The sequence below is a fragment of the Tabrizicola thermarum genome (genome assembly GCF_003574395.1).
GTDB classification, from domain to species: domain Bacteria; phylum Pseudomonadota; class Alphaproteobacteria; order Rhodobacterales; family Rhodobacteraceae; genus Tabrizicola; species Tabrizicola thermarum.
The window spans coordinates 53,095-66,994 of the sequence record NZ_QMJY01000013.1; the positions used below are offsets into that span (position 1 = coordinate 53,095).

The 13,900-nt window shown below is 68.4% G+C and carries 14 protein-coding genes and 1 riboswitch; of the genes, 11 read left to right on the plus strand and 3 right to left on the minus strand.

The features are described 5' to 3' along the window. The first annotated feature begins 243 nt into the window (after positions 1-243). The 7 genes from D5084_RS05060 (at position 244) to D5084_RS05090 (ending at position 7,118) form a co-directional block, all read left to right on the plus strand. Positions 244-633, plus strand: a complete 390-nt coding sequence (locus tag D5084_RS05060) for a RidA family protein (protein ID WP_128514431.1) — start codon at positions 244-246, stop codon at positions 631-633. 122 nt (positions 634-755) lie between these two features. Beyond that, a riboswitch (cobalamin riboswitch) is annotated at positions 756-971 on the plus strand. A gap of 30 nt (positions 972-1,001) precedes the next feature. Beyond that, on the plus strand, positions 1,002-1,451 hold the full coding sequence (locus D5084_RS05065; protein ID WP_128514432.1) for a DUF1636 family protein: 450 nt from the start codon (positions 1,002-1,004) through the stop codon (positions 1,449-1,451). Further along, the gene (locus D5084_RS05070) at positions 1,448-2,215 is read left to right on the plus strand and encodes an ABC transporter ATP-binding protein (RefSeq protein ID WP_128514433.1); all 768 of its coding nucleotides are present in this window, start codon (positions 1,448-1,450) and stop codon (positions 2,213-2,215) included. Before D5084_RS05065 ends, D5084_RS05070 begins: the two co-directional genes overlap by 4 nt. A gap of 5 nt (positions 2,216-2,220) precedes the next feature. Next, positions 2,221-3,150, plus strand: a complete 930-nt coding sequence (locus D5084_RS05075; RefSeq protein WP_128514434.1) for an ABC transporter substrate-binding protein — start codon at positions 2,221-2,223, stop codon at positions 3,148-3,150. Continuing rightward, positions 3,150-4,499: a flavin monoamine oxidase family protein gene (locus D5084_RS05080; protein ID WP_128514435.1), complete on the plus strand. Its 1,350-nt coding sequence runs from the start codon at positions 3,150-3,152 to the stop codon at positions 4,497-4,499. The genes D5084_RS05075 and D5084_RS05080 overlap by 1 nt, the downstream gene beginning before the upstream one ends. 124 nt (positions 4,500-4,623) lie before the next feature. Then, complete coding sequence (locus tag D5084_RS05085) at positions 4,624-5,679, plus strand: FecCD family ABC transporter permease (RefSeq protein WP_128514436.1); 1,056 nt, start codon at positions 4,624-4,626, stop codon at positions 5,677-5,679. Then, positions 5,676-7,118 carry a cobyric acid synthase gene (locus tag D5084_RS05090; protein WP_128514437.1) on the plus strand — a complete coding sequence of 481 codons (1,443 nt, stop codon included), beginning with the start codon at positions 5,676-5,678 and terminating at the stop codon, positions 7,116-7,118. Before D5084_RS05085 ends, D5084_RS05090 begins: the two co-directional genes overlap by 4 nt. Positions 7,119-7,247: 129 nt before the next feature. Here D5084_RS05090 and D5084_RS05095 read toward each other — a convergent pair whose 3' ends face one another. After that, the gene (locus D5084_RS05095; RefSeq protein WP_128514438.1) at positions 7,248-8,192 is read right to left on the minus strand and encodes a zinc ABC transporter substrate-binding protein; all 945 of its coding nucleotides are present in this window, start codon (positions 8,190-8,192) and stop codon (positions 7,248-7,250) included. A 66-nt stretch (positions 8,193-8,258) separates the two neighbouring features. Between D5084_RS05095 and D5084_RS05100 the strand changes: the two genes are divergently transcribed. The 4 genes from D5084_RS05100 (at position 8,259) to D5084_RS05115 (ending at position 11,399) form a co-directional block, all read left to right on the plus strand. Then, the gene (locus D5084_RS05100) at positions 8,259-8,768 is read left to right on the plus strand and encodes a Fur family transcriptional regulator (RefSeq protein WP_128514439.1); all 510 of its coding nucleotides are present in this window, start codon (positions 8,259-8,261) and stop codon (positions 8,766-8,768) included. Further along, complete coding sequence (locus D5084_RS05105; protein WP_128514440.1) at positions 8,765-9,517, plus strand: ATP-binding cassette domain-containing protein; 753 nt, start codon at positions 8,765-8,767, stop codon at positions 9,515-9,517. Before D5084_RS05100 ends, D5084_RS05105 begins: the two co-directional genes overlap by 4 nt. Continuing rightward, the gene (locus tag D5084_RS05110; RefSeq protein WP_128514907.1) at positions 9,510-10,292 is read left to right on the plus strand and encodes a metal ABC transporter permease; all 783 of its coding nucleotides are present in this window, start codon (positions 9,510-9,512) and stop codon (positions 10,290-10,292) included. Before D5084_RS05105 ends, D5084_RS05110 begins: the two co-directional genes overlap by 8 nt. An 81-nt stretch (positions 10,293-10,373) precedes the next feature. Next, a complete protein-coding gene (locus tag D5084_RS05115; protein ID WP_128514441.1) occupies positions 10,374-11,399 on the plus strand; it encodes a hypothetical protein in 1,026 nt (341 codons plus the stop codon). A gap of 6 nt (positions 11,400-11,405) precedes the next feature. Here D5084_RS05115 and speB read toward each other — a convergent pair whose 3' ends face one another. Both speB and D5084_RS05125 read right to left on the minus strand, forming a co-directional pair. Next, a complete protein-coding gene (gene speB, locus D5084_RS05120; RefSeq protein WP_128514442.1) occupies positions 11,406-12,380 on the minus strand; it encodes an agmatinase in 975 nt (324 codons plus the stop codon). A gap of 134 nt (positions 12,381-12,514) precedes the next feature. Beyond that, entirely contained in the window at positions 12,515-13,792 is a 1,278-nt protein-coding gene (locus tag D5084_RS05125; protein ID WP_128514443.1) for a C13 family peptidase, read from the minus strand. Positions 13,793-13,900: the final 108 nt, after the last annotated feature.

Sequence of the window (13,900 nt, forward strand, 5' to 3'; positions counted from 1 at the left end):
TGTATCCCCCGGCGCATTCGTCTGGCCGCGGCGTGACGGTAGGGCAATCCTTGCAGAGCGAGAGTGGCACAGACAGCGATTCTGGCCGATCCTGCGGCTGCGAGTGCCCAAATCTAGCGCAAGACACGGCATCAGGGAAACTTTTGCACAAGGTTCAGGCAGCCTGACAAGCGACTTGGCGGTGGATTTGCCAGGACTGCCCGCTTCGGCGCAGGATGGGGTGCCAGACTCGGAGAGATTTCGATGCGCGCCCTAAGCCCTTCCGCCATCCGACCACCCTTTGCCGCCTATGCTCTTGGGGTCGAGGTGCCCGCCGGATTGCGCTGGGTCTGCACCTCGGGGCAACTTGGCGTGGCCGCGGACGACAGCCTGCCCGAAGGGGCCTATGCCCAGGCGATCCAATGCTTCGCCAACTGCGCGGCGATCCTGGCCGAGGCCGGGATGGGCCCCGCCGACGTGGTGCGGATCAATGCCTTCGTCACCGACCGGGCCCATATGGCAGGCTACATGCGGGCGCGCGACGAATGGCTTGCGGGACTGACGCGCCTGCCCGCCTCGACCCTGGTGATCGTCTCGGGCTTTACCCGGCCGGAATTCCTGGTCGAGGTCGAAGTCACCGCCGCAGCACCCTGACGGTCCGGTATTGGCGGCCTTCCGCCGCTGGTACTCTGCCTGCCCCATGATGCGCTGCTACCGCGCCTGGCGCTTCCGGGCCGCGGCATGTCGCTTTCCGTCTTGCCAGCCCGGGCGTTCCGGCGCAGAAAAAGGGCGATGGTTCCCGGCATGACGCAAAGCGCCGCCGGGTGAAAAGGGAACGGGGTGAGGTGTAGGCATCAGCCGCCAAGTCCCCGACTGCCCCCGCAACTGTAAGCGGCGAGCGACCCCTCATTGCCACTGGCCGGATGGCCGGGAAGGCGGGGGGAAGCGGCGACCCGCGAAGTCAGGAGACCTGCCATCGGATCAGTCAGCCGCCGGGCGGGGTGTCCCGGAAGGAGTGTTCGATGGAAAAGACCCCGAGGCCGACGGCCTCACCCCCCTATGCCGTGGCGCAGTCCGCGCCGCATCAGATTCTGGTCTGCAAGGCCTGCAAGCACAAGGATCAGCCCTGCAAGCCGGGGTTCGAGCTCTTGAAGACGCTGCGCGCCGCCATCGCCGCGGCCGACCTTGGCGAGGCGTTCGAGGTCTCGGGCACCGCCTGCCTCGCCGGTTGCGTGCCCGCCCATGGGGCGCCCTGCGTGGTAGGCTACCGCGCAACCGGCAAGGCGACCTGGCTCTTCGGCGACATCGACCCCGACCAGCCACTGGACGAGCTGATCGAATTCTCGCGTCTCTATGCCGCGCTGGAGGACGGCTGGATGGGCGGCCGCGATCTGCCACCGCGCCTTTGTGATACGACGCTTGCCCGCATCCCCGCCGCGATCATCGTGACCCGCGAGGGCCCGGTCCAATGACCCCGGTCGTCGAACTGTCCCGCGTCCACTGGGGGCCGAAGCGCCAGGCGGACATCCTGCACGACCTGACATTCTCGGTCACTGCAGGAGAGGTGCTGGCGATCTGCGGGGCGAACGGGGCGGGGAAGTCCTCGCTCCTCCGGCTGCTTTACCGCCACCAGGCGCCGCGCAAGGGCACGGTGCGGCTGATGGGCCGCGACCTCTGGCTGATGAAGGCGCCCGAGTCCGCCCGCATCGTTGCCGCCGTGTTGCAGGAACAGCCGACCGACTTCGCCCTGACCACAAGGCAGATCGTAGCCCTGGGCCGACTGCCGCACCGCAAGGGCTTTGGCCCCGGCACGCTGGACAACGCCGTGGTCGAGGCCTCGCTTCGGCGGATGGACCTGACCGCCTTCGCCGACCGGCCCTTCGGCACGCTCTCGGGCGGCGAGCGTCAGCGCGTGATGGTCGCCCGGGCGCTGGCGCAGGAACCGCAGGTGATCGTGCTGGACGAGCCCACGAACCACCTCGACATCCGCCACCAGCTGGAGCTTCTGGCGCTGCTGCGCGGCCTTGGCCTGACGGTCATTGCCACGCTGCACGACCTGACCCTGGCGGCGGACTTCGCCGACCGGGTGCTGGTTCTGCATCAGGGCCGCATCGTCGCCGATGCCCCGCCCGACCAGGCCCTGACCGAGGCGACCATCGCCCGGGCCTTCAACGTCACCGCCCGCGTGGACCGTTCCGGCCCCGCGCCGCGCTTTTCCTTTCAACTGCACGGATGACCTGCATGAAACACGCCATCATCGCCCTGCTGCTGTCCGCCACTCCCGCGCTGGCCTATCCGGTCACGGTGAAAAGCTGCAACCGCGAGGTGACCTTCGACGCATCCCCCGCCCACGCGATCTCGAACGACGTGAACCTGACCGAGATGATGCTGGTCCTTGGCCTGCGCGACCGGATGATCGGCTATACCGGCATCTCGGGCTGGAAGACCCTGGACGAGGAGATGCGCGCGGGCGTCGCCGAACTGCCGGAACTCTCGGCCAAGTATCCGACGAAGGAAGTCCTTGCGGGCGCCGAACCGGATTTCTTCTTCGCCGGCTGGAACTACGGCATGAAGGTCGGCGGCGAGGTCACGCCTGAAACGCTGGAGCCTCTGGGGATCAAGACCTACGAGCTCACCGAAAGCTGCATCCACATCGGCCCCAAGGGCAGGTCCAGCATGGATGACATGTACAACGACATCCTGAACCTCGGCACGATCTTCGGGGTCGAAGCGAAGGCGCAGGAACTGGTCGCGGGCTGGAAGGCCCGGCTTGCGGAAGTGACGGCGGGAATCGACCGCAGCAAACCCCTGCGCGTCTTCGTCTATGACAGCGGCGAGGAAACCCCCTTCACCGCCGGGGCCTATGCCATGCCGACCGCGATGATCGAGGCGGCGGGCGGGGTGAACATCATGGACGACCTGGAGAAAAGCTGGGCCACTGTGGCGTGGGAGCCGGTGGTGGAGAGGAACCCCGAGGTGATCGTGATCGTCAACTACGGCGACGTGACGGCCGAGGAGAAGATCGCCTTCCTGGAGGGCAACCCCGCCTTCGCCAATGTCGACGCGGTGAAGAATGACCGGTATGTGGTCCTGGAATATGTCGAGGCCACGCCCGGCCCCCGCAACATCCGCGCGGTGGAAAAGCTGGTGAAAGGCTTCTGGGGGAACTGATGCACCGCCGCGCCGCCCTGTCCCTGATCCCCGCCGCGCTTCTGGCGCGGGGCGCGCGCGCGCAACAGGCGCCGCGCCGGATCGTCGTCATCGGCGCGGGGCTCTCCGGTTTGTCCGCCGCCCGCACGTTGCAGGCAGCCGGGCATGAGGTCACCGTCGTGGAGGCCCGCGACCGCATCGGCGGCCGCATCTGGACCTCGCGCCTCTGGCCCGACCTGCCGATGGACCTTGGGGCCAACTGGGTCCACGGGGTCAGGGGCAACCCGATCACCGCTCTGGCCGATGAGGCCGGGGCAGACCGCGCAGGCACCTCCTACGACCGGAGCATCGCACTGGGACCCGACGGCGGGGACCTCGACCTCACCCAAGCGATGGAGGAAGCCGAAGCCCTGATCGACGCCGCCCGCGAGGTTGCCGAGGAAGGGGCTGAGGACATCTCACTCGCCGAGGCCGTGCAGTCCCATCCCGACTGGCTGTCCGCCGATCCCCAGACCCGCCGCCTGACCCGCCACTATGTCAACGCCATGTTCGAACAGGAATACTTCGGCGACTGGGCCGACGCCTCGGCCTGGCACATCGACGATCTGGGCGGGTTCAGGGGCGGTGACGTAATCTTCCCGGGCGGCTACGACCAGATCCCCACGCATCTTGCCCGGGGCCTGACGATTCACCTGAACCAGGCTGTCTCCGAACTGGCCTCCTCGCCAGATGGCATAACCATCACCCTTGCCGATGGCAGCACCCTGACCACCGACCATGCCGTGGTCACCCTGCCCCTCGGTGTCCTGCAATCCGGCGCGGTCACCTTCGCCGAGCCGCTGAACTCCGCCCGCCAGGGGGCCATCGACAGCCTCGGCATGGGTCTTCTGAATAAGTGCTGGCTACGGTTCGACCGCATCGCCTGGGACGCATCCGCCGACTGGATCGAATGGCTGGGGCCCAGGGACGGCCATTTCTCGCAATGGGTCAGCCTTTCCCGCGCGACTAACGCGCCCGTCCTTCTTGCCTTACACGCCGGGTCCCAGGCCCGGGAAAAGGAAGCCCTTGACGACGCCGCGATGCAGGCCGCCGCCCATGACGCGCTGAAAACCATGTTCGGCACCGCCTTCCCCGCCCCGCTGGCCGCGCAAGTCACCCGCTGGTCGCAGGACCCCTTCGCCCGTGGCTCCTACTCCTTCCACGCCACCGGCTCCTCCCCCGCTACCCGCCGCGCGATGGCCGGGGCCGACTGGCACGGCCGCCTGATCTTCGCCGGCGAGGCGACAGAACCCATCTACGCCGGGACCGCCCATGGGGCCTACCTGTCGGGTCAGACTGCAGCCCGGACCATGCTGGAGCACGCCGGATGACCCGCCGCTTCCCCAGCGAGGAGCGCCCCGCCACACTGCTCATCGCACGGCTGCGCCGTTCTTCGCTGCCCCCAACGCAAGGAGAATCCGAAGGCGCAGGACGAGCCTCCCCCCGGGGCCGAGCATGACCGAAACGCCCCTCACTACCCCGGTCTCCACGACCCTGCGCCTCACCCGCCGCGCCAGCCTCGCGCTTGGCGGCGGCGCGGCACTCTTCCTCGCGATCCTCATCGCCGTCTCGGTCGGCGCCGTCCCCGTCCCGTTGTCCACCGTCTGGGGCGTGCTGGCCAATCACCTGATCCCCGGCCTCGTCACCCCCGACTGGACCGAAGGCCGCGAGGCCATCGTCTGGAACATCCGCTTCCCCCGCGCCCTTCTCGCCGCCCTCGTCGGGGCGGGCCTCGGGATCACCGGCGCCGCTCTGCAATCCGTCACCCGCAATCCCCTCGCCGACCCCCACCTCCTCGGCATCTCCTCGGGCGGGGCCTTCGGCGCCATCGCGGCGCTGCTGCACACCGGCCTCTTCCTCGGCCTCCTCACCGTGCCGCTGATGGCCTTCGGGGGCGCTCTGGCCGCAACCTTCCTCGTCCTGATGATCGCCCGGGTGACCGGAGCCACCAGCGCCGACCGGCTGGTCCTCGCCGGCGTCGCCGTCAGCTTCATCATCATGGCCGGGGCCAACGTGTTGATCTTCCTCGGCGACCCCAGAGCCACCCACACGGTCGTCTTCTGGATGCTCGGCGGCCTCGGCCTCGCGCAGTGGAGCCACCTGATCTACCCCCTCGCCGTCCTTGTCCCTGCCGGCCTCTGGCTCTGGTCCAAGGCCCCGGCCCTCAACGCCATGTCGCTGGGCGACGAAACCGCTGCCTCCCTCGGCATCCCCGTCGCCCGTTTCCGCCTGTCGGTCTTCGTCGCAGGCGCGCTCATCACCGGCGTGATGGTTGCCTTCTCGGGCCTGATCGGCTTTGTCGGCCTGATGATGCCCCATCTCGTCCGCTTCGTGGCCGGAGGCGACAACGCCCGCGTCCTGCCGCTTTCCGCCCTGTTCGGAGCGATCTTTCTTGTCGCCGCCGATACCGTCGCCCGCGTGGTCATGGCGCCCGAGGACATGCCGATCGGCGTCGTCACCGGCCTGGTCGGCGGGGTCTGCTTCCTCTGGCTGATGGCGCGCAAGTCATGAGGATCATGATCCAGGGCGCGGGCTCCAACGTCGGCAAGTCGCTGCTGGTCGCGGGCCTCTGCCGCCATTTCACCCGGACCGGCCTGACCGTCCGCCCCTTCAAGCCGCAGAACATGTCGAACAATGCCGCCGTGGCGGTGGGCGGCGAAATCGGCCGCGCCCAGGCGCTTCAGGCCCGCGCCTGCGGGGTCGCGCCGCAGGTGGACATGAACCCGGTCCTGCTGAAGCCCGAGTCCGAGACCGGCGCGCAGGTGATCGTGCAGGGGAAACGGCTGACCACGGTGCGCGCGAAGGAATATGCCGCGCTGAAGCCACAGCTGATGGCGCCCGTCCTCGACAGTTTCCGCCGCCTCAAGGCAGAGGCGGATCTCGTCATCGTCGAAGGCGCGGGCAGCCCGGCCGAGGTCAACCTGCGCGCGAACGACATCGCCAACATGGGCTTCGCCTTGGCCTCCGACACCCCGGTGATCCTGACCGGCGACATCGACCGAGGCGGCGTCATCGCGCAACTCGTTGGCACCCAAGCCGTTCTCGACCCCACCGACAACGCCATGATCCGCGGCTTCCTGATCAACAAGTTCCGCGGCGACCCGCGCCTCTTCGACGACGGCTACCGCCTTATCGAACAGCGCACCGGCTGGCCCGGCCTCGGCGTCATCCCCTGGTTCCCGGACGCCCACAAACTCCCCGCCGAAGACGCCGCCGACCTCGGCGGCACCCGTGGCAGCGGGGGCTTCCTCATCGCCGTCCCGCACCTCAACCGCATCGCCAATTTCGACGACCTCGACCCCCTGGCGCAGGAACCCGGCGTCACGCTAAGGATCATCAAACCCGGCAAGCCCCTGCCGGTCGAGGCCGACCTCGTCATCCTGCCCGGCTCCAAGGCCACCATCGCCGACCTTGCCCATTTCCGCGCCCAGGGCTGGGACATCGACCTCGCCGCCGCCCTGCGCCGAGGCACACGCGTCCTCGGCCTCTGCGGCGGCTACCAGATGCTGGGGCGCGAGATTGCCGACCCCGAGGGCATCGAGGGCAAACCGGGCTCCGTCCCCGGCCTCGGCCTGCTCGACCTCACCACCACCATGACCCCCGACAAGCGCGTGACCGAGACCGAAGCGATCCACCCCACCTCCGGCACCAAGGTCAAAGGCTACGAGATCCACCTCGGCCGCACCCAAGGGCCCGACCGGGCCAACCCGCTGTTCACCGTGAACGGCAAGCCTGAAGGTGCCATCCGCGCCGATGGCAGGGTGATGGGCAGCTACCTCCACGGCATGTTCACCGAAGACGCCTTCCGCCGCGCCTTCCTCGCCAGCCTCGGCGCAACTCCGGGCAACCTAAGCTACGACCAGACCGTCGAGGACACGCTCGACGCCCTCGCCGACCACCTTGCGGCCCATGTCGATTGCGATCGACTGCTGCAACTCGCGCAAGCGTAGCGACCTTCCGTCACCAACGTCTTGCCCATGTCCCAAATACTCCCGCCGGAGGCGTCCGCCGCCAAGTCACAATGACCACCGACTTCACACACCCGCGCGGGCGTAGGGTGGGCAATCTGCCCACCGCCCTCAGCCAGCCGCACAATCCGAAATCGACTGCGCAATCCCGCGCAGCAGCGCCGCATAGGCCCCCGGTCCCGGCTCCAGCGAGGACCCCACTGGGTCCAGCGCCGCGCCGATCTTCGCGCCGGTCCCCTCGGCCATCCGGGTCACCAGCGCGGGGTCATGCTGCACCTCGGGGAAGATGCACAGCACCTGCCCGGCCTCCATCCGCGACCGCAGCTCTTTCAGTCGTGCCGCCCCGGGCGACGAGGCATCCCCAAGCGCGATGCTGCCCACGATGTCGACCCCGTAGTGATCCGCGAAATAGCCGAAGGCATCGTGGAACGACACCAAAGGCTTGCCCTTGACCGGGGCAAGGATCGCCGCGACCTCGGCATCCAGCGCCGTGATCCGCTCACTGGCTGCCGTGGCGTTTGCCGCATAAACCGCCGCATTCCCGGGGTCCAGTCGCCCAAGCTCAGCGGCGATCAGCCCCAGCCAGACCCGCGCGTTGCCCGGATCAAGCCAGGCATGCGGGTCCTCGCCGCTGTGCGAATGGCCCTCGTGGTCGTGACCCTGTTGGGCGTCGTGATCGTGGCCTGCCTCGGCGGTATGGTCGTGCCCGTCGCCCTCCTCCCCCGCCGCATAGTCCCGGCGCTTGGTCCCCTCGGCGTCCAGCAGCGCCAGCGCCGCGGCACCGCTGGGGCGGTTCTTCATCGCGGTGTCCAGCCAGGGGGTCAGCTCCGGCCCGATCCAGACCACCAGGTCCGCGCCCGCCACCGTGCCGGCCTGGCTTGGCTTGAGCTGGAAGTCGTGCTCGTCCGCCCCTTTGGCCAGCAGAAGCACCGGCTGGCCAAGGTCGCCCATGACCTGCGCCACCAGGGCATGGACCGGCGGAATATCGGTCACCACCTTCGGGACTTCAGCAAAAGCGGGGGTGGCGGCGGCAAGAAGAGTAATGATATAACGCATCGGTCGGCTTCCTTTTCGGGTCGGCGCGATGTATGTATGTAATATCATAACACGTCAAGAGCTCCGATGTCCGCCCCCCAAGATTGCCCCGGCTGCGCGGCCCCCGACCTCGCCTTTGCGGCGCATGACCACGCCCATTGCGCGCAGGACGCCCTGGCGCGGGCCGAGGCCTTGACCGCCACGACAGGGGCGCGGCTGACCCCGGTCCGCCGCCGGGTGCTGGAGATCCTCTTGGAGGAACACAAGGCGCTTGGTGCCTACGATGTGCTCGCCCGCCTTGCGACCGAAGGATTCGGCAACCAGCCCCCCGTGGCCTATCGCGCACTGGAATTCCTGGTGGAACAGGGGCTTGCCCATCGCATCCAGCGGCTGAACGCCTTCACCGCCTGCGTCCACCCCGGCGAGGATCACGCCCCCGCCTTCCTGATCTGCCGGACCTGCCACACTGTCGCCGAGGCCGAAGCCACCGCCGCCCGCGCCGCATTGGACACCGAGGCCGCCCGCACCGGCTTTCAGGTCGAACGCTCCACCATCGAGGCGCTCGGCCTCTGCCCAAACTGCCGGGGGCAGGCATGAGCCTGATCGCCGCCGACCATGTCTGCGTCCGCTTCGGCAGCGACGAAGTGCTGCATGACATCTCGCTCCGGGTGGACCCGGGCGAGATCGTGACGATCCTTGGGCCCAACGGTTCTGGCAAGTCCACCTTGCTGCGCGCGCTGCTCGGCATCGTCCCGGTTGCCGAAGGCCGCATCCTGCGCGAGGCGGGCCTGCGCGTCGGCTATGTGCCGCAAAAGCTGACCATCGACCGGACCATGCCGATCACCGTCCGCCGCTTCCTGTCGCTGCCGACCCGCGTTTCGGACGCCGCCGCCGCAGAGGCGCTGGCCCGCGTCGGCATGGCGGGACAAGGGGGCGAGCAGATGACCACGCTCTCGGGCGGCCAGCAGCAGCGCGTCCTTCTGGCCCGCGCGCTTCTGGGCAAGCCGCAGCTTCTGATGCTGGACGAGCCGACCTCGGGTCTGGACCAGCCAGGCGAAGCCGCCTTCTACCGACTGATCGAGGAGGTGCGGACACAGACCGGCGCAGCGGTCCTGATGGTCAGCCACGACCTGCATGTGGTGATGGCGGCAAGCGACCGGGTGATCTGCCTCAACGGCCACATCTGCTGCGAGGGCACACCGCGCGTCGTGTCGACTGCGCCGGAATACCGCGCGCTGTTCGGCCTTGGCACCCAGGGCGCGCTTGCGCTGTATCGCCATGAGCACGACCACGACCACAAGGACGGCCACCCGCATCATCACCACCACGACCACGATCATGCTTGACGATTTCCTGGTCCGGGCCGGGCTTGCCGCCGTCGGCCTGTCGCTGGCCACCGGGCCGCTTGGGTCCTTCGTGATCTGGCGGCGGATGGCCTATTTCGGCGATGCAACGGCGCATGCCGCCGTCCTGGGCGTGGCGCTGGCGCTTGCGACCGACCTGCCGATCGGCCTTGGCACCCTGACTGTCGCGCTGGCGATGGCCGTCACCGTCGCGGGCCTGTCCGCGCGGGGCTGGGCGATGGATACCACGCTTGGCGTGCTTGCACATTCCGCGCTGGCCTTCGGCCTGGTCGCCGTCAGCTTCTTTCCCACCGTCCGCACCGACCTGTCGAGCTATCTTTTCGGCGACATCCTGGCCGTCTCGCGTCTTGAACTCGCGCTGGTCTGGCTGGGGGCGCTGGCTGTGCTTGCGCTTCTGGCCTGGCGCTGGCAGGCGCTGCTGACCGCCACCCTGTCCGAGGATCTGGCCCATGCCGCAGGCTTGCGACCTAACCGCGAACGGTTGATCCTCGTCATCGCCCTGGCCCTGGTCGTCGCCGTGGCGCTGAAGATCGTCGGCGCGCTGCTCATCGCCGCGATGCTTATCATCCCCGCCGCTGCCGCCCGCAGCTTTGCCCGCACACCCGAGGCCATGGCCGCCCTCGCCATCGCGGTCGGGGCCGTCTCGGGCCTGGGCGGGCTTGGCCTGTCGCTCTGGCAGGACACGCCGACCGGGCCGTCGATCATCGTGGTTGCGGCGGGTCTTTTCGCGCTGACGTCGCTGCGTCATCGGGCCTGAGTGCGATATTTCTTCCGCCTTCGCCCGAAGGTTGCCAAAATTCCGGGCTAGACCGGGGCGCGCGCAGACAAGGACCAAACCGTGATACGGCTGATCGCCACCCTTCTGATGCTGACCACCATGGCAGGTGGCTACATGTACTACGACTTCCGGATGTCCGCGCGCCTTGCCGGCCGCGCGGATGCCGACGGGCTGAGCTTTGCCGAATACCTGTCGGGCCTCACCGACCGTCTTGCCGGGTTGTCTGACGCGGCCAGCGCCGGGGGAATGCCGACGCGCCTTGCCGACATGTTGCCCAAGGCACCCGAAGGCTGGAAACTGCGCGCCGCCTCGGCCGAGGATCTGAGGCCGTTCCTGCCGAAATCCCTGGCCAAGGCCGACAAGGCTGCCGTCGCCGCGCTTGAGGCGCTGCTCTCGGGCGTTTCCGGCAACGGCACCGAAGTCGCGATCCGGGCCTACCAGAAAGGCGACCGGACCGTGCTGGTCCAGGCGGTGCGTTATCCCAACCTGATCTTCACCAGCAGCGCCGCGCTCAAGGAACGGGCCGCGCTGCAGGCGATCTCGGCCCAGTTCGGCGCTGCCGACGTGATGACGGTCCGCGGGCTGGACGTGACGGAGGACCTTCTGCCCGAAGACTTTCGCGGCCGTCTGTTCCTAGCCGATGTCGGGGGGCAGATCCACCTCCGGCTTTTGGCCCCTCGGCGGATGAAGGACACCGAACTCCTCCCCTTCTTCGAGACACTGAATGTCGAGGCGATGAACGCCAGCGTCATCGACAAGGTCGAGGGGCTGGGCAAGGTCCCGCTGATCGTGCTCGCCTCGGCGCTGGACGACACCGACCGCGAAGCCTATGTCGCCGCCCGCGCCCGCCGCGCCGCCGACAAGGCGCAAAGGCAAGAGGAGGCGCGTAGCGCAACCGAAGTGCAGACTGCCGCCCCACCCTCCAGGGGAAGCCTCGGCATCGGCGCCCTGATCGGCGGCCTTTTCGGCCTGAGCAATGCAACAGGCGCAACCGCACCGGCCCAGGCGGCACCGGTCCAGGTGGACTGCGCGACCGGCAAGAACGGCGTCAAGCGCTGCATGGTCAGCGAGGACGCAGGCGGCTAGGGGCCTTCAGAACGTCAGCCCGGAAAAGCGCGAGGGGTTCTGCGGCACTCCAGGCAGGACGCACAGCATCTCGTACAGGAAATTCGCCCCGATAAGCGCCGTGTTGCCGGACGGATCATAGGGCGGCGAGACCTCGACCAGATCGCAACCGACCAGGTTCAGCCCGGCACAGCCCCGGATGATCTCCAGCCCCTGCCAGGTGGACAGGCCGCCCGGCTCCACCGTGCCCGTGCCCGGAGCGAAGGCTGGGTCGAGGCTGTCGATGTCGTAGCTCAGGTAAACCGGCGCATCGCCGATCCGGTCCCGTACGATCTGCATCAGTGGCGTCAGGGACTTGTGCCAGCATTCCTCGGCCTGCACCACCGTCCAGCCCCTGTCGCGGCCCCAGTCGAAATCGTCCGCCGCATAGCCGGTGGCGCGCAGGCCGATCTGGAACACCATGTCGTTCTGCAGACAGCCATCTTCCCACGCGCGGCGGAACGGGCAGCCGTGGGCAACCGTCTCGCCGAACATGGTGTCGTTGATGTCGGCATGGGCATCGACATGGATCAGCGCCACCGGCCCGTGCTTCTCCTTGATCGCCCGCAGGATCGGCCAGGTCAGGGTATGGTCGCCCCCCAAGGTCAGAGGGATCACGCCTTCGGCCAGCACCTCGCGGTAATGCGCGGTGATGATGTCAACGGTCTTCTTCAGATCGAAGGTGTTGATCGGAACATCGCCCAGGTCCGCGACCTGAAGATGCTCGAAGGGCGCCGCGCCGGTGGCCATGTTGTAGGGCCGGATCATGCGGGATTCGTCACGGATCTGCCGCGGTCCCAGCCGGGTGCCGGGGCGATTGCTGGTGCCGTGGTCCATCGGAATCCCGATGAAGGCCGCATCCAGCCCCCTTGCGCTGATCGCCGCAGGCAGCCGCATCATCGTCGCCGGACCGCCGAACCGCGGCATCTCGTTGCCGCCGAGGGGTTGGTTGAAACGGGTCATGCCGGGCGCTCCTCAAGCTTCGCGCCACCCTCGCGCAGAACGCACCCAACGGCAAGAACCCCTCCTCGTACGCCTTCTGCGTTTCGTCGGTCGCGCCAGCGAGGAGAAGCCGAAGGCGCACGACGAGCGGCCCCTCAGTGCGTCAGCACCCGGTCCAGCACCGTGCCGATCCCGGAGCCTTCAGCAATCTGCGGCAGGCTCGGCGTCAGCCCGCCCGCCGCTTCTTTCCCCGCCACATCCTCGGCCGCGACCCTAAACGCCCTGCGCGGGTCCGGCTCGACCCGCAGCGCACGGTCGAAGAACGACTCACCGAACTCCGTCCACTTTGCCCCGTCGCGGCAGCCGAAGGATGTCCGGTCCTCCCGCGCCGCCGTGATGACCAGCCGGTCGGGCGCGGCGATGTCGTCGATGAAAGACCCCGAAAAGCAGGCCGATACGACGATCACCGCAGGCCCGATCCCGCTGTCATCCAGCATCCGCCGGAACTCTGCCGCCGTCAGGTCCGAGGTCGCGGCCTCGGGGAAGCTCAGCCCGAACAGGTCCTTCTGACCATGCGAGGTGAGGAACAGGAAGGCCAGGTCCTCGGCCCCCTGGCGCGCGCCGATCTCGGCCAGAGCGCGCGCGAGGTTCGCGCGGTTCGCCAGCGGATAGCGCGTCGGGTCGTCGTGGCTGTTGGCCAGCTTGAACGTCCGCGCACCCGCGCCATATTGCGCGTCAAGGATCGCCGCCACGCTTTCGACCTCGGACAGGAACACCGACTGGTCCGCCGTCCCGCCCAGCGCCAGGGCAAAGACCTCCGGGACGCCCGGGGTCTCGGGCGCCAGCGCCGCCACTTGCGCAGCCATCAGCCGATCCTGCGCCGCATACAGCGCCTCGACATCCACCGGGGCCCTGTCGGCATGGGCCGCATCGGGGAACACATACAACGCATCCACGCTGAACCAACGCAGCGCGATGTCCTTCGTCCCCAGAAAGACGACCGCCATCACCAGCCCGGCTCGGGCCCATCCTCGTCCCGGAACGCGCAGCAGCCAGACCAGCAGCGCGATCTGAACCAGATGCGACGCAGCCCGGAGCGCGGCAACCCGACCCTGCGTCTGGAACAGCTGCGGCGCCTCCCGGAACAGCGTCCACAGCGCAAGGTTCAGGACCGCCACCAGCAGGAACAACAGCGTCACCATCCGCGCCAGCAGGTCCATCCGCCCGACCAGTGCCAGCCCGATCACCAGCCCCGCGACGACGACCGCGCTTTGCGCCACGGCCATCTGCACGCCCCACAGCGACAACTCGCCGCCCGGCCCGGAATAGCCCAGCTGCGCCGCATATTCCGCCAGCCAGGACAGGACGATCGCCGCCAGAGCCGCCAGCGCGGGGCGGGATGGGGATATGGGTGCGGTTTCGGTGGTGGTCATGCCTCGGTCCCTTTGCGCCCCTTCAACCGCAGAATCGCGGCAAGACTTCGGCGCGACATGAGCGCATGTCGTTTTCTGACGCCAAAGGTCGGGTGGACTTGCCCGCTT

Bases quoted from the DNA above. Each gene is read 5' to 3' on its own strand.
- D5084_RS05100 (WP_128514439.1), top strand. From the start codon at position 8,259: ATGTCCGCCCCCCAAGATTGCCCCGGCTGCGCGGCCCCCGACCTCGCC.
- D5084_RS05125 (WP_128514443.1), bottom strand. From the start codon at position 13,792: ATGACCACCACCGAAACCGCACCCATATCCCCATCCCGCCCCGCGCTG.
- D5084_RS05065 (WP_128514432.1), top strand. From the start codon at position 1,002: ATGGAAAAGACCCCGAGGCCGACGGCCTCACCCCCCTATGCCGTGGCG.
- D5084_RS05060 (WP_128514431.1), top strand. From the start codon at position 244: ATGCGCGCCCTAAGCCCTTCCGCCATCCGACCACCCTTTGCCGCCTAT.
- D5084_RS05075 (WP_128514434.1), top strand. From the start codon at position 2,221: ATGAAACACGCCATCATCGCCCTGCTGCTGTCCGCCACTCCCGCGCTG.
- D5084_RS05090 (WP_128514437.1), top strand. From the start codon at position 5,676: ATGAGGATCATGATCCAGGGCGCGGGCTCCAACGTCGGCAAGTCGCTG.
- D5084_RS05110 (WP_128514907.1), top strand. From the start codon at position 9,510: ATGCTTGACGATTTCCTGGTCCGGGCCGGGCTTGCCGCCGTCGGCCTG.
- D5084_RS05105 (WP_128514440.1), top strand. From the start codon at position 8,765: ATGAGCCTGATCGCCGCCGACCATGTCTGCGTCCGCTTCGGCAGCGAC.
- D5084_RS05080 (WP_128514435.1), top strand. From the start codon at position 3,150: ATGCACCGCCGCGCCGCCCTGTCCCTGATCCCCGCCGCGCTTCTGGCG.
- D5084_RS05085 (WP_128514436.1), top strand. From the start codon at position 4,624: ATGACCGAAACGCCCCTCACTACCCCGGTCTCCACGACCCTGCGCCTC.
- D5084_RS05095 (WP_128514438.1), bottom strand. From the start codon at position 8,192: ATGCGTTATATCATTACTCTTCTTGCCGCCGCCACCCCCGCTTTTGCT.
- D5084_RS05070 (WP_128514433.1), top strand. From the start codon at position 1,448: ATGACCCCGGTCGTCGAACTGTCCCGCGTCCACTGGGGGCCGAAGCGC.
- speB (WP_128514442.1), bottom strand. From the start codon at position 12,380: ATGACCCGTTTCAACCAACCCCTCGGCGGCAACGAGATGCCGCGGTTC.